This is a genomic window from Marinobacter pelagius (assembly GCF_003315345.1).
Lineage (GTDB): Bacteria > Pseudomonadota > Gammaproteobacteria > Pseudomonadales > Oleiphilaceae > Marinobacter > Marinobacter pelagius_A.
In genome coordinates this window covers 104,690-119,052 of sequence record NZ_QNRO01000011.1, presented here as the reverse complement: position 1 = coordinate 119,052, position 14,363 = coordinate 104,690, and the positions used below count along the sequence as shown (strand labels likewise).

General features: G+C 59.2%; 14 protein-coding genes and 1 tRNA gene. 7 read left to right on the top strand and 8 right to left on the bottom strand.

The features are described 5' to 3' along the window. Nucleotides 1-36: 36 nt before the first annotated feature. Both DET50_RS11295 and DET50_RS11290 read left to right on the top strand, forming a co-directional pair. On the top strand, nt 37-498 hold the full coding sequence (locus tag DET50_RS11295) for a (2Fe-2S)-binding protein (RefSeq protein ID WP_113862951.1): 462 nt from the start codon (nt 37-39) through the stop codon (nt 496-498). Further along, entirely contained in the window at nt 495-2,828 is a 2,334-nt protein-coding gene (locus DET50_RS11290) for a xanthine dehydrogenase family protein molybdopterin-binding subunit (RefSeq protein WP_113862950.1), read from the top strand. Before DET50_RS11295 ends, DET50_RS11290 begins: the two co-directional genes overlap by 4 nt. 18 nt (nt 2,829-2,846) lie before the next feature. Here DET50_RS11290 and DET50_RS11285 read toward each other — a convergent pair whose 3' ends face one another. Beyond that, nucleotides 2,847-4,904: a sensor domain-containing diguanylate cyclase gene (locus DET50_RS11285; RefSeq protein WP_113862949.1), complete on the bottom strand. Its 2,058-nt coding sequence runs from the start codon at nt 4,902-4,904 to the stop codon at nt 2,847-2,849. 88 nt (nt 4,905-4,992) lie between these two features. Here DET50_RS11285 and DET50_RS11280 point away from each other — a divergent pair, with 88 nt between their 5' ends. Next, entirely contained in the window at nt 4,993-5,940 is a 948-nt protein-coding gene (locus DET50_RS11280; RefSeq protein WP_113862948.1) for an AEC family transporter, read from the top strand. Here the strand turns inward: DET50_RS11280 and DET50_RS11275 are convergent. After that, complete coding sequence (locus DET50_RS11275) at nt 5,925-6,692, bottom strand: fructosamine kinase family protein (RefSeq protein WP_113862947.1); 768 nt, start codon at nt 6,690-6,692, stop codon at nt 5,925-5,927. The two genes, DET50_RS11280 and DET50_RS11275, sit on opposite strands and share 16 nt — an antisense overlap. 82 nt (nt 6,693-6,774) lie before the next feature. Between DET50_RS11275 and DET50_RS11270 the strand changes: the two genes are divergently transcribed. After that, nucleotides 6,775-7,053 (top strand): acylphosphatase, encoded by a 279-nt coding sequence (locus DET50_RS11270; protein WP_092002336.1) that lies wholly within the window; start codon nt 6,775-6,777, stop codon nt 7,051-7,053. 4 nt (nt 7,054-7,057) lie between these two features. Here DET50_RS11270 and DET50_RS11265 read toward each other — a convergent pair whose 3' ends face one another. From DET50_RS11265 to DET50_RS11250, 4 genes are read right to left on the bottom strand one after another with little or no spacing between them, the layout of a single operon-like run. Next, on the bottom strand, nt 7,058-7,726 hold the full coding sequence (locus DET50_RS11265) for a DUF6969 family protein (RefSeq protein ID WP_113862946.1): 669 nt from the start codon (nt 7,724-7,726) through the stop codon (nt 7,058-7,060). Continuing rightward, nucleotides 7,726-8,535, bottom strand: coding sequence for a protein tyrosine phosphatase family protein (locus DET50_RS11260; protein ID WP_181799972.1), 810 nt, complete (start codon nt 8,533-8,535; stop codon nt 7,726-7,728). Before DET50_RS11260 ends, DET50_RS11265 begins: the two co-directional genes overlap by 1 nt. An 18-nt stretch (nt 8,536-8,553) precedes the next feature. Beyond that, on the bottom strand, nt 8,554-9,159 hold the full coding sequence (locus tag DET50_RS11255; protein ID WP_113862944.1) for a DUF6691 family protein: 606 nt from the start codon (nt 9,157-9,159) through the stop codon (nt 8,554-8,556). Then, nucleotides 9,156-9,662 carry a YeeE/YedE thiosulfate transporter family protein gene (locus DET50_RS11250; protein ID WP_113862943.1) on the bottom strand — a complete coding sequence of 169 codons (507 nt, stop codon included), beginning with the start codon at nt 9,660-9,662 and terminating at the stop codon, nt 9,156-9,158. The genes DET50_RS11255 and DET50_RS11250 overlap by 4 nt, the downstream gene beginning before the upstream one ends. Nucleotides 9,663-9,845: 183 nt before the next feature. Between DET50_RS11250 and DET50_RS11245 the strand changes: the two genes are divergently transcribed. Then, nucleotides 9,846-12,395: an MFS transporter gene (locus tag DET50_RS11245; protein WP_181799971.1), complete on the top strand. Its 2,550-nt coding sequence runs from the start codon at nt 9,846-9,848 to the stop codon at nt 12,393-12,395. After that, nucleotides 12,392-13,408, top strand: coding sequence for an ABC transporter substrate-binding protein (locus DET50_RS11240; RefSeq protein WP_113862941.1), 1,017 nt, complete (start codon nt 12,392-12,394; stop codon nt 13,406-13,408). Before DET50_RS11245 ends, DET50_RS11240 begins: the two co-directional genes overlap by 4 nt. Nucleotides 13,409-13,471: 63 nt before the next feature. Here DET50_RS11240 and DET50_RS11235 read toward each other — a convergent pair. Next, a tRNA-Ser gene (locus tag DET50_RS11235) sits at nt 13,472-13,562 on the bottom strand. Between the two features lie 128 nt (nt 13,563-13,690). After that, nucleotides 13,691-13,765: a DUF2905 family protein gene (locus tag DET50_RS19615; protein WP_404932738.1), complete on the bottom strand. Its 75-nt coding sequence runs from the start codon at nt 13,763-13,765 to the stop codon at nt 13,691-13,693. Nucleotides 13,766-13,792: 27 nt separating this feature from the next. Between DET50_RS19615 and DET50_RS11225 the strand changes: the two genes are divergently transcribed. Beyond that, nucleotides 13,793-14,323: an isochorismatase family protein gene (locus DET50_RS11225; RefSeq protein ID WP_113862940.1), complete on the top strand. Its 531-nt coding sequence runs from the start codon at nt 13,793-13,795 to the stop codon at nt 14,321-14,323. The last annotated feature ends 40 nt before the right edge of the window (nt 14,324-14,363 follow it).

The window sequence follows — 14,363 nt, the reverse complement described above, 5'->3', positions numbered from 1 at the left end:
GGTAAAGCCTGAAATTCATCTGACAGAGAGAACCCCATGGTTACGCTCAACATAAACGGCGAGCAACACGAACTCGACGTCCCGGACAACATGCCTCTGCTCTGGGCGATCAGGGATGTGGTCGGCATGAAAGGCACAAAGTTCGGCTGCGGTGTATCCCAGTGCGGCGCCTGCACCGTGCATCTGAATGGTACGGCCATCCGTTCCTGCGTGACACCGGTATCCGCCGCCAAAGGCGAGATCACAACGATCGAAGCCATGGCCGAAGATCCGGTGGGCAGCAAGGTCCAGCAGGCCTGGCTGGACCTCGGTGTCGCCCAGTGTGGCTACTGCCAGGGTGGCCAGATCATGAACGCCACCGCCCTGCTGAAAAGAACACCCAACCCGGATACCAGCGAGATTGTCGATGCCATGGCCGGCAACCTGTGCCGCTGCGGTACCTACAACCGGATTCTCGCAGCCATTGAACGGGTCGCCGGCAAGGAGGATCAGGCATGAGCAGATCCGACGACAAACTGCTTTTAGCGAATGTAAGCCGCCGCCGTTTCCTCATGGGGCTTGCCGGAGGCTCGGCCCTCGTGCTGGCCGCGCGCTGGGATATGCCCCTGGCCAATGAAAAGGCCCAGTTCGGCGCCGGCGCCATGCCAGGTGGCTGGGTCGATGATCCGAACGTGTTCATTCATATCGATTCCGACGGCACTGTCACCGTCGTCAATAACCGCTCCGAAATGGGTCAGGGTATCCGTACCAGCCTGGTTTTGCTGGCCGCCGACGAACTGGGCGCCGACTGGGACCGGGTGAAGGTGCGCCAGGCGGAGGCCAACCAGGAAAAATACGGCAACCAGAATACCGACGGTTCCCGCAGCATGCGCCACTGGTACGATCCCATGCGCCGCGCCGCGGCCGCCGCCCGCCTGATGCTGGAACAGGCAGCCGCCAACCAGTGGTCGGTGCCACTACATGAGGTCCGGACCGACATTCACAAGGTCATCCATATCCCGTCTGGCAAAGAGCTGGGCTTTGGAGAACTGGCAAAAGCCGCCAGGGGGCTGGACGTACCCGGCCGCAACGACCTGGTGCTGAAGACCGCTGACGAGTTGCGTTTTATCGGCCGTGAATCCGGCTACATCAACGGCAAGCTGGAGTCTGCCTATCCCAAGGCCATAGACGGCGAAGACATCGTTACCGGCAAGGCGATCTTCGGCGCCGATGTCGAGGTGGAAAATCCGCTGTATGCGGTCATTGCCCGCCCTCCGGTCTATGGCAGCAAGTTGGAAAGCTACGATGACTCGGAAACCTTGAAAGTGCCGGGCGTTCAGAAAACCCTCGAAATAGAAGGCACCGGGCAGCCCGCCGGTTTCAGTCCGCTCGGCGGCGTGGCGGTAGTCGCCACCAATACCTGGGCAGCAATCGAGGGCCGCAGGAAGCTGAAAATCCAGTGGGACAACGGCCCCGCCGGGGACAATGCCAGCTACACTTCTGAATCCTATCGCAAAGCGCTGGAGGAACGTGCCCAATCGCCCGGCCGGGTTATCCGGGAGAACGGCGACGTCGAAGGCGCCCTTAAGCAGGCCGGCAAGACCGTATCCGCTACCTACTACATGCCGCACATGGCGCAATCTCCCATGGAGCCCATGGTCGCGACCGTAGTGGTCAAAAACGGTGAGGCGGAAGTCTGGGCACCGGTGCAGAACCCCCGTGCTACCCGGGATACCGTCGCGGGTCGGCTGGGTATGGACCGGGAGAAGGTGCGGGTCAATGTGACCCTGCTCGGCGGTGGTTTCGGCCGGAAATCCAAACCCGATTACGCGGCGGAGGCCGCCAGCGTGGCGCAGGCCTTCGAAGGCCGCCCCGTTCGCCTTCAGTGGACCCGCGAGGATGATATTCATCATGCCTACTTCCACGCGGTGTCGGTGGATCACCTGGAAGCAGGACTCGATAGTGACGGCAATGCGCTGGCATGGCGCCACCGCACCCTGTCACCCAGCATTGGCTCCCTGTTCGCCCCGGACCCGGAGCACAAGGGCGAGTTCGAGCTTGGCATGGGTTTCAACACCATGCCGTTCAGTATTCCCGCCATCCGGCTTGAGAACCCGCCGGCACCGGCCCACGTGAGAATCGGCTGGTTCCGCTCGGTGTACAACCTACCCCATGCCTGGGCCATCCAGAGCTTTGCCCACGAAGTCTCGGTCGCCGCCGGCAGGGATCATCGGGATTACGTGCTCGAGCTATTGGGTCCTGGCCGGGAGATCCATAACCTGACGGTGGGTGATGGCTGGAACTACGGTGAAGACCCGGATATGCACCCCATTGACACCGGGCGCATGCGGGCCGTGGTCGAGAAAGCCACAGCGGCCGCCGGTTGGGGCAAGGAGCTACCGGAGGGCCGTGGGATGGGACTGGCGTTTCACCACAGCTTCGTGTCCTACACCGCCATCGTGTTCGATGTGGAAGTCGATGACAGCGGCAACGTGATCATTCACCGGGCCGACATTGCCTTTGACTGCGGTCGGCAGGCCAATCCGGAGAGGATCCACTCCCAGCTCGAAGGTGCCTGCGTGATGGGCATCGGTGTCGCCCTGATGAGCGAAGTCACCTTCAAGCATGGCGTTGTCCAGCAGGACAACTTCGATACCTACCTGCTGCCCCGGATGCCGGACGCACCGAAGGAGATCCATATCCACCTGATGGACCGCCAGGACGAACCCATGGGCGGCGTTGGCGAGCCCGGCCTGCCTCCGGTGGCCCCGGCGCTGTGCAATGCCATCTATGCTGCCACCGGCAAGCGCATTCGCCGGCTGCCCGTGGGCGACCAGCTGAAAGCCTGAACCAATGACGAGGGTCTGTTACAGGCCCTCGTCGGTCTCCACCCGGTTCCGACCGCCCTTCTTGGCGGCATACATGGCCCGGTCTGCCCGCTGGATAATTGACTTGCGCTTGTCTTCCGGGCGCCAGGTGGCTACACCAATACTGGCAGTGATTATGGTTTGCACTCCAGACACCGTTACTTCGGTTACGGCCTGGCGGACCCGATCGGCCAACGCCACACCATCCCCGCGACCGGCGCCAGCGGCGAGGATGACAAACTCCTCACCACCCCAGCGCCCGAGATGATCCTCCTGTCGCAATACACCGGTGACCTTCCGTGCGACTTCATGCAACACCTCGTCACCGACAGCGTGTCCCCAGGTGTCGTTGATGTTTTTGAAATGATCGACATCCAGCAGCAGCACTGAAAACGGGAGACCATGGCGCCGTGCTTTCGCCAGCTCACGGTCCAGCTCATATTCCGTACGGTAACGATTCCACAGGCCGGTCAGAGAGTCATGGCTGGCAGCATGACTGAGTTGCTCGTTGGCCTGCGCCAGGGCCGCCTGCTCTGTCTTGAGCAGCTCGTTCAGGCGGGTGATCTCACTGATCGATGCCAGCAGCGCCATGTCCTCTGCCAGGTCCACCGCAGCAAGGCGCTCTACCCGTTTCCAGGATTCACTGCTGCCTTCCGTGGCTTCCAGCCAGGAACCAAAGGCCTTGCGAAAGGTTTCCTCCTCCCCCGGCGCACTGGTCAGGATATCCACTTCCGGACGGCCCTCCCAGTATATGCCTCGACCATGTTCTCCCCGGAATACCATGAACCAGCTGGTAACCCGCTCCCCCGGTAGTGGAACGGCAAGCAAACCGCAGGCTGCACCGAGCTCCAGCCCTCTGGCCAGCGGCTCCTCTTTCAGACTCGCCGACACCCAGGGTGACCGGCCCTGCTGCTCGGCGTTCAACCTGGCGACCAGTTGGTCGAGCGAAGCGGCGGGAGGGACCTCCCCGAGCGCTGCAATATCACCGCTGTTGGCATAGGCCATGCCACTGGCGCGGAACAATGCCAGCCAGTCGGGGGCGTATTTCTCCAGCATCCTGGCCGGAGACAACCCGACTGTGATATCCGCGGCCAGAAAATCCCTGGACTTGTGAACGCGCTGTAAAAACTGGGCTTCCATACGGGATTTCAGCAGGAACAGGCGCTGGGTGGCCATCAGCACCAGAGTGCGCGCCGCATCTCTCAGAGTTGGAGCAAGGGGAACCGGCTTTTGCGAGGTGCAGGTAACCAGGCCCCAGAGGCCTGAAGGGCCGACAATCGCGATAGAGAGCAGTGCCTGAGCCTTGAAATAATTCAGATACGCGGTCTGCCGCCGGGACGGAGCCCGGAGCACCGTCCCGCTGGCATCGACGTCCGCCAGCTGATCTTTCGTCATCCCGCCAGAAACGAGTACCGGTACCAAGCCGGCCTCAAGATCCGGAATGCTCCGCACCTGGTGCCGGGTCATTTTAGAGCGTTCTGCCAGAGGATACGCGGAGGCGGCAAAACGCTGACCCCGCAACGGAGAAACGCCCTTGCGCTTGCTCTCGGCAAGAAAGACACCATGGCCCTGCTCGTCAAAGTGCGCCACCACCACCCGGTCAAACCTGACCAGGTCGCGAACGCCGTCCACCAGGATATTCATTAGATCATCAGGGTTACGGGCACTGGCCAGTTTGCCGAGCCAGCGGTTGACCGTTCCGGTCATCCGTCTGGTTCCCAGTCCCGTCAACGGTTCAATTTCGACGACCACCCAGGCCCCGGAACGAAAGGCATTCACCTGGAGGCGGATCTGCCGGCCCTTGTTCTCCTTGCGGATGGACACAGGCCCGCTGAGCACATCGTCTCCAGCCAGTTCGCGGCGAATGCGGGCCAGCACCCGTGCACCGAATACTCCCTCCGGAGACTGGTCAAGCAGGGTTTCAGCAGGAACCTGCAGGAAATACTCGGCATTGGCACTGCACTGGACAATACGGTCCAGCGATCTGGTTAATACCAACAGGCAGCCACAGGGCTGGATCCTGAGAGAACTCCGCTGAAAACCGTTCGGTCCGGGCATCGGGTTGGTGAAATCCTTGGGAAAACCTCAAGGAAATTATACACTGCCGCCACGATTTCCCCCTGCACTATTTGTCCATGGCCCCGCGATGAACCTGATCAACATTTTTCTCCAGACACTGGAAACGACCTTACCGGTATTTGCCATGGTCTTTATCGGGCTCGGGCTGCGACGGATTGGCTGGATCGACGCCCCCTTCATCAACACCGCCTCTGCCCTGGTCTTCAAGGCAACACTGCCAACGCTGGTATTCCTGAGCATCATCCGTGCCGACCTCAGCACCGCCCTGAATCCGGAGCTGCTGCTGTTCTACCTGCTGGCCACCCTTGGCGGCTTCGGGCTGACCTGGCTCTGGGCAACCTGGCGCGTGCGTAGAGAGGATCGCGGGGTGTATGTGCAAGGGGCTTTCCGGGGCAACTGCGGGATTGTCGGCCTGGCGCTGGCGGCCAATCTGTATGGCGATTTCGGGTTATCCGCCGGCGGTATCCTGCTTGGTTTGGTGATCATCTCCTACAACGCACTCTCGGTGGTGGTGCTGATCGCCTACCAGCCCGGTCAGTCCGCCAGCTGGCGCAAGATCATCCATGACATTGTCCGCAACCCCCTGATTATCGCCGTGGTGGTGGCCATTCCCTTTGCCTGGCTGAATATCGGGCTGCCGACATGGGTCATGACCAGCGCCGACTATTTCGCCTCCCTGACCCTTCCGCTGGCCCTGTTGTGCATCGGCGCCACCGTCTCCCTGAGCTCCATTCGCAGTGACAGCAAGACCGCGTTCGGATCCAGCGCCATGAAGATGATCGTATTGCCGGCCCTGTGTACCGCTGCCGGCTGGTTGGCCGGTTTCCGGGGGCCGGAACTGGGGCTGATGTTCCTGTTCTTTGCCAGCCCGACCGCTGCCGCCAGCTTCGTGATGGTCAAGGCGCTGGGTGGCAACGACCGCCTGGCGGCGAATATCATTGCCCTCACCACCCTGATGGCCAGCGTTACGGTCACTGCCGGCGTATTCCTGTTGCGAAGTTACGGCGTCATCTGAGATACGACCGTATGAACCGTTTCGAAACCGCGGTGACAACCACCCAGGTAACCGCCACCAAACAGGTTGTAGTGGTTCAGATAGTGGTACAGGTTGTAGATGTCCCGTTTGAGGGGATACTCCGGAGTGCGTGCATACATCCGATCGTAGGCCTCGTAGAACGCCTCGCCGAAGCCGCCGAACATTTCTGTCATGGCGAGATCCGCCTCCCGGTCACCGCAATAGACCGCCGGATCAATAAGCCAGGGACCATTCCGGTCAAACAGGGCATTGCCGTTCCAGAGGTCTCCGTGAAGCAAGCTCGGATGCTCACAAGTGTTATCCAACCACCTTGCCAAAGCCTCACCGTGACGCTTGAGCACCACCTCGAATTCACCACGGATCTCCGCATTCCGGATCCGGCCCACCTGATAAGCCAGGCGGTCTGAAACGAAGAACTCGCCCCAGTACTCCGACCAGCGATTCGGTTGCGGCGACAGCCCGATGTAGTTGTCCCGTCCCCAGCCATATCGGTCCTGCCTCAGCCGGTGCATGAGGGCCAGGCCCTCTCCAAGCATGGCAAGGGTTTCGGCGGTGGCAGGCCCGGATTCGATGCCGGTGATCTCCAGCACATTGTTATCCACACGGGCCACCTCCGGAATCCGCACATCGGAGACACCCGCCTGCACCAACACTGAACGAAGGCTCTCCAGCCCCTCCGCCTCGCAGATCAGTGCATCCGAAAATCCGGTGGTATTATGTTTGGTGAACATGACTTTAGCTTTCCTTGAATCGTTTCCCGCCGGGGCGTTAGATTGAATTCAGGCTAACATGTAACGGAGTCGTGCGACCGCTATGGACAAGAAACGCTGGAAAATGCTGATCTCAGGCAAGGTGCAGGGAGTCTACTACCGGGCCTCCACCGAGAAGGAAGCCAATCGGCTGGGGCTGTCGGGTTACGCCAGAAACCTGCCGGACGGGCGGGTCGAGGTGATTGCTGAAGGAAGCCCGGAAGAGCTCCAGCAACTTCACCAGTGGTGCCAGGAAGGGCCACCTGCGGCCAAAGTGACTGATATCGAGGTTGAGGAGCAGCGGGCGAATGGGGAGTTCTCGAATTTCGGGGTGCGGTACTGACATTTCAGCGAAGCTGTTGTCGTAAGGCCTGATTCAGGGTTTTCTCCCACGCTTCAACATCAACCCCACAACTGCTGAGGACCTCAAAGTCCCGGTTCTCCAAGACTTCGTCCAGCGGCCGTCCGGCGGACTGGATGACCCGATCACGTTCTTCCAGCAGGGCTGCAATATGAAACCGGTAGAGCCGGACCAAATGGGTTATCCAGATGTTGACCGGCCAGCTCGGTGACGCATGGTCAATTTCAAATTCGCCAAGCCGGGGAATGACCTGCTCGGCGGAATGCCACTTCTCGTCGGTCACCCAGCGGTTGGTGGTGAACAGGCCAATCGGGTAGCCCCAGGCATCCATGGATATGGCAATGAGGTGCATGGTGGGGTCTTCGCCCTGCCCCCCCTCTACCAGCCTCAGGAACGTGTGGAAATGCCCGTGTTCGGGGTTGTCAGGTCGGTGGGCGTGGTAATAGTACTGGCTGCGGGTCTCCCGGTCGAAGACATCGCCCTTCGGGTAATGCTCCATCTCGTAGAAGGTTCCCTGCCCCTTCAAAACCTCACCGACAATATTCAGGCCGGCTTTCTCGAGCACCCGATAGCACTCCCGGATCCGTTGGGCGGAGTCCAAGAGGCTTTCGAGCTCGTCGTCAGTCAGGGCCGAGAGATCAGGCTGAAAATCCATCAAAGGCCCATGAGCTCCCGGACAGCACCCTCCCGACTGGTTTTCAGACCGGCAGCCCGTCCTTCCTCAATGGCAATCTCTGCAGGCACACCCATGTGGAACCGGTAGAGAGCCCACATGGCGCCTACTCTATTGCTGCTGGCGCAATGAAGCAGGATGGGATAATTCGCCGGTGACGATGCAATCTTCGAGAATGCCTCGACCTGAGCCTGGGTCGGCGCAGTGGTGGAAACGCCAAGGGCATAGAAATTCAGGCCCGCGGCATGTGCCTCGGCCTTTTCCTCCGCTACCCCCTCCTCTTCGGTAAGCAGGCTGACCACGGTGTTGAATCCCTGGGCCTTCAGTTCTGCCATTGCGCCTTTCTCGACGTGACCGCCGGCAGCAATAAACGGCGATGGCCGGTTGTAGTTTTTGACAACCTGTGGCATTTCGCTGCCGTAGGGCACCATGGGCCAATCGTTTTCGATCGCGAACGGCAAGCCCCGGTCAGGATTTTCCGTGGCCGTTCTGGGAACGGCAGCGGGCATTGGCTGGGATGCGTCACTACCCGAATCGGAGCCTGCCGCACAGGGATTTGCTGACGGATTGGCTGCGGCGCAGGGGTTGGCCGCCGCGCAAGGGTTTGCCCCACTCTGGCTGGCTGCAGCGCACGGATTCGCAGCCGCACAGGGATTGGTCGCCGACTGACTGCTTGTCTGGGCCTGTGTTGCAGCCGGGTTCTGCGAATCCGAGCACCCCGCAACCCCCATGCCCAATGCGATAGTGATAGCCACAGGCAAGGCGGCACGCTTGAAACGGTAACTGGTCATGACTGTGCTCCTTCAGTTCTATCTGTTGTCGGCCGGATAAAGGTCAGAAGCCTGGTAGGGTCCGCCCATCTTTTGCTCAAGCTTGCTGCCGAGCTTGAAACCACCCCAGGCCATCGCCGCCAAGACGAGAATAATCAGCCATTCGGGAATGCCGGCAAGATCCATCAAAGTCTGCCCCTGCGGGCCGGGCGTCGCGAGGTAGAGCTCCTCGAGCGGGCCGAACCAGGCGGCAAACAGCGCGGTACCCAGCACCATTCCGACCATAAACACGATGGCATCAATCCGCCCCCCGGCAAGCCCGGTCACCGAGGTGCCCGGGCAATAACCCCCAATGGCGAAGCCGGCACCGATCAGCAATCCGCCAACCGCCATCGCGACATAGAACGGCGTGGGGACGTAGTAGCTGCCAGCCCCCATCAAACCGAACTGTTTCGACAACCAGAGCAGCAGGGCCGCCACAATAACGGCGGTAAACATCACCTTGAAAACGGACCAGTCTTCCAGGCGAAACTGCCCGGTAAGTTTCCTGGGGCTGCCAAAACCTGCATTCTCCAGCACAAAGCCAAACAGGAAGCCGGCCAGCAAACCGGACGCAACGCCGGAATCATAGAGAGGCCAGATCATTGCCAGTACCTCCTTACAATGAAGCTGAACAGGAAACCTGCCGCGAAGAAGCAGATCAGGAACACAAAGCCCCCAACGGCCAACGCGGCCCCCCCGGAAAGACCGAGGCCACTGGTGCAGCCCCGTGCCAGACGGGCACCGAGCCCTGTCAGGATTCCGCCTATCAGAGCCAGCACGAGCCGGCTACCCATCCCGGATGACGGTCCCCGTTCCACCTGAGGCCTGAACCTTCGACCGGAGAGCGCGCCAACAAGTGCCCCAATGAACGCTCCGAGCACCTCCCAGGTGATCCAGGCCTGCAGTGGCTCACCGCGGACATAATCGCCCAGGTAGCGGTTGGCCGCAGTCAGCTCCGGTGCCAGCCATTGCCCGATCTCGGCTGTCAGTCGCGTGAAGAACCCGCTGGAACCGAGGCCATGCCCGGTCAGGACAAAGGTGAGAAATAAAGCCAGCCCCAGGGCAATGCCTGCCCAGAGGGGTGACCAGAAAGGACGTGGAGACATGCGGTTCTCCTTTTTTCAAAGTTATATACTTTTTATATATTCTTATTCCGATATGTCAACGAAGTCCAACGCTCAACTCTCAGTGATCTGACCTCTGTCAAATTCAGAGTCGGACACCAGAATGGAAGGTGGTTGGAAGTTGTCTATGCTTCTTCTAGTGACCGCCTACGCATGGAGGCGTACGTGAAAACCTCATCCAAGGCACTTGCTTGCTCCGGGGTGCTGGTTACCTTCGTGGTGAGCTTGCTCGTCACGATGAGTGTATTTCGCTTTCAGACAACGCTTGGCCAGCTGATCCAGGGCAGAATTTCTGTTGTCAGCGAAAACATCGCCGACTCCGTGGAAGGCGCCATCGACCTCGGGTTATCGCTCGGCGAATTACGTAACGCCGACGTCCTGCTCCTCCGCGCTCAAGCCAGTGATCCGGAAATTACAGGAATTGACATTTTCGCCCCCGGCGGAAAGATCCTCTTCTCGACGGCACCGGACCAGACAGGAAACTTTGTTGATCCCGGAATCGTGGCAACTCAGAAAAACCGTGGTGACAGCACCTGGGGCGTGGAAACAGTATCCGAGTTCATCAGCGGGGCCTCTCTGACCGACAGTATCGGGAGAGCCGTCGGCGGTGTAGCGCTCACCTACTCAAAGAGAGGGTTCCATAAAAAAGTCCGGTCACTGGGCAAGGCACTGCTGACCGGAGCAGCGTTGGTTACGGCGGCCTTCATCGGGCTTGTGTACTTCGGTATTCGGCTGAGCTTCCGCAGCATCGACAGGTCCGCGGAGACCTCCCCAATTGTCGCGCGGGCCGGCGAAAACCGCGGGCAAGTAATGGAGGCGCGCAAGACAAGCGGCAAAGGAATCCTTCACCGTCTTACCCAACGACTTCTCGTCCTGTTGGTCACCGCAATGGTGCTATCCTCGGTGGCCGTCGCCGGGTTGGTCATGAAGAACTTCGACAGATTGCTGGCCCCGGAACTGGAAGCCAAAGCACAGATGATCGGGTCCATGGTGGAAGCGGACCTGATGCGCGCCCTTGAGCTTGGCATACCCTTCGGGCAGATCTATGGCGCTGAGCGTTATCTCGAGGATGTCGTTAGTGACCATGTCGAACTGGTCTACATAGCAATCAACTCTGCAGATAGCCCGGTCATCTACCAGGGAGGGCATGTCAGCGGGGAAACAAGAAACTCCATGGCAACCCTGCCAGCGTCCCCGGGCCCTGGCGGTAGTCCGGATGTAAAGGAGCTGGACGACGCCCTCGACTACACCATCGCCTTCCACTCCGTAGACGGCACTCTCGGTCGCATTCATGTGGGCGTCGACAAACACTATGCACAGCAGCAACTGGACGACATTTTTTTCAACATTGTGGTTATCCTGATTGCGGCGATCCTGGTCGCATTCGAGGTCATGCTGGTGCTGGTCCAGACCATTCGCGCACGCGCCGGACTGGCCATCAGGGATTCAGGCACGGAGCGCCTCGCTGCTGTCAGCGATGTCCGGATACCGCTGTTTCTTTTTGCGTTTGCCGAGGAACTGCAGAAATCGTTCCTGCCCCTGTTTGTCCAGGAACTGTATACCCCCGTGCCGTGGCTGAATGAGCCAGTGATAATAGGCTTGCCTATCGCCGTGTATCTTGCCGTGCTGGCCATCGCCGCGCCCTATTCGGGCCGTTGGGCTGAGCGATATGGAAGCCGTAAGCTCTTTCTTCTCGGCTTGTTACCCGCAATAGCGGGCTTTATCGGCTGCTCTCTGGCTGGCAGCATCAGCGAACTGGTCTTATGGCGGGGGACCACTGCCCTCGGTTACGCCATGATCACAGTCAGTTGTCAGGACTACATCATTGCCAATAGCCATACCCGGAAGTGGGGGCGGAACATGGTTTTGTTCGTGGGCATAATCATGAGCGCAACCATGTGTGGTACTGCCGTGGGTGGTATCCTGGCCGACCGCTTCGGCTATCAGACGGTCTTCGCACTTGCCGCCGTCATTGCTGTACTAGCCGGCATGGCAGCTTCCCGATCCCTGGTGGACAGCCCCGGAATCGAGCCGAGCGCAAACACAAGTACGCACGAGCAAAACCGGATTCCCCTGAAGCATTCCGTTAGCGCCGCTTTGAGGGTCGCATCCAACCTCCACTTCGTATTGTTCCTGCTATGCATAGCCATACCCGCCAACGTCCTCGTCGCTGCCTATTTATGGTATCTGGTGCCGCTCTACCTGTCTGATCTTGGCGCCACCGCCTCTGAAATTGCACGGGTCATGATGCTGTATTACCTGCTGATTGTCCTTTTCGGGCCGGCGGCATCCCGGATGGCGGATCTTGCTGGGTCCCGGGCCTGGCTGATTGGACTCGGATCACTCCTTTCCGGTATTGGCCTGGTCACGCTGAATGAATGGGAAAGCATATGGGCAGTGGTCATCTCGGTGACAGTGTTGGGCCTCACCCACGCTCTTACCAAGGGTGCGCAGGTGCCCCTGGCTCTGTTCATCTGTGCCCGTGAGGCAGAAAAAGTGGGTCGGACCACGATACTGGGCTTCTTACGCTTTTCTGAGCGAATTGGCAGTTTGCTCGGCCTGATGGTCTCCGCAATGCTGATCGCCAATTACGGGTATCAGGCAAGCATCGGCCTCACCGGCATACTGGTTTCAAGTACCGCCTTTCTGTTCCTTATTGTCCATTTGCAGGCTGTCAGGCAGGTTGAAAAAGCATCCCCGGGAGAGACCTCATGAACCGGAGCGTCGGCACTTCCCTCTTTACAGCCGTATTGCTCATGCTGCCCCTGGTTCTGCCGATGGAATCCGCTGTGGCCAGCAAATCGCGCTTCACTATTGTCATGATGGTCTGGCGAGGATGCGAGGAAGCCTGTAAAGGCTTTCAGGATTATATCCGCCAACGGGACATTCCTGCGGATATTCTCATACGGGATGCGAACCGGGACCGAAGCCGCCTACCCGGGTTTGTCACGGAGGCGAAAAACCGGAATGTGGATCTGGTGGTCACCTGGGGGACGTCAGTGACGCGGGGTGTCGTGGGCTCAATCGACCAGACCGATCCGGCTGAACATATTACGCAGATCCCGGTGGTTTTCATGATCGTAGCAGACCCGATCGGGGCAGGCATCATCAAAAGCGTCGAATCCTCTGGCCGGGAAAACATCACCGGAACACTTAACCGCGCTCCGGAAGAGGTCCAGATTAAAGCGATACGCGCCTATCGGCCGTTCCGGAAGCTCGGAGTGCTGTTCAACCGCAACGAACTCAACTCCGTGCTCAACGCAGACGCTATTGACGCTCTGGCCAGAAAGGAAGGTTTTGAACTGGTCAGCTATGAGTTCCCTCTAGGGGCGGACGGAAAACCTGCCGTTGACCAGATGCCCGACGCGATCTCCACCATGGAACGGGCCAATGTTGACTTCATATACGTAGGATCGAGCTCTTTCCTGATGGCTAACCGGGACCGGCTCATCAAAGAAGCGACGGCCCGCGGGCTACCCATTGCCACCGCCTATGCCGCAATGGCATCGGAATCCGGAGCACTGATAGCGGTTGCCAGCCGTTACTACAACGTGGGTAAACTCGCCGGCTTCCAGGCTGAGCAGGTACTGATTAACAGGATTCGCCCGATCGAGGTTCCCATTCGTAACCTTAGCCGCTTCTCCTATATCGTGAACATGGAGGCAGCGCATCGGCTCGGAATGTATCCGCCCCTGGATGTGTTGCGATATGCGGAAGTGGTGGAATAGGTTTCTTTTTACCCCGCCAATCGGCTAATAAAAAACCCCGCCATTTCTGACGGGGTTTTGTATTGGCGGAGAGGGAGGGATTCGAACCCTCGATACGCTATTAACGTATACACACTTTCCAGGCGTGCGCCTTCAGCCACTCGGCCACCTCTCCTATAAACTGTTTCAAATCAGCGGTGTTACCGCTCATTTGAGCGGCGCAAACTGTAATGGTTTTTCAGGCCCTTGGCAACACCCTATCGGGAAATCACCGAAAAAATTTCACGTTGGCCCGATTTCCGGTTAACGGTTGAACAGGTTGAGGACTATCGTTAACAGAACGCTGATGATAATCATCGAGGTAATTGGTATAAACACTGCCCTCTCAGAACAAGGAGAATAACAATGCTGATGAAAGCAGACCAATCTGTCCTGGTCCTGATTGATCTCCAGGAAAAGCTGATGCCCGCGATCAGCTTCGGTGAGGAAGTGGCTGACCGCTGTACGACACTGGCGACGATTGCGGGTCTTCTTGGGGTGCCGGTACTCGGTACCGAACAGTTGCCTGACAAACTCGGCCCCAATATCGAATCGGTGCGGGAACTGTGCGATTCCGTTCTCGACAAGACCCATTTCGATGCCTGCCCGGATGGCCTGATCGATCAGCTGCCGGAAGGTCGGCAGCATATTGTCATTGGTGGCTGTGAGACCCATGTCTGTATGATGCAGACTGCGCTGAGCCTTCTCGATGCGGGGTACAAGGTGTGGGTGGTGGCGGACGCCACCGGCTCGAGAAATGATTTTGACCGGGATGTCGCCCTGGATCGGCTGAACGAGAGCGGAGCCCGGATTGTTACCCTGGAGATGGTTGCGTTCGAGTGGATGCGTGATTGCCGGCACCCGCGATTCCGCGATATCCAGGCGCTGATCAAGTAATCGGCCCTGCGCGGTCATCCAGCGCATCTCCGTTGGCGTA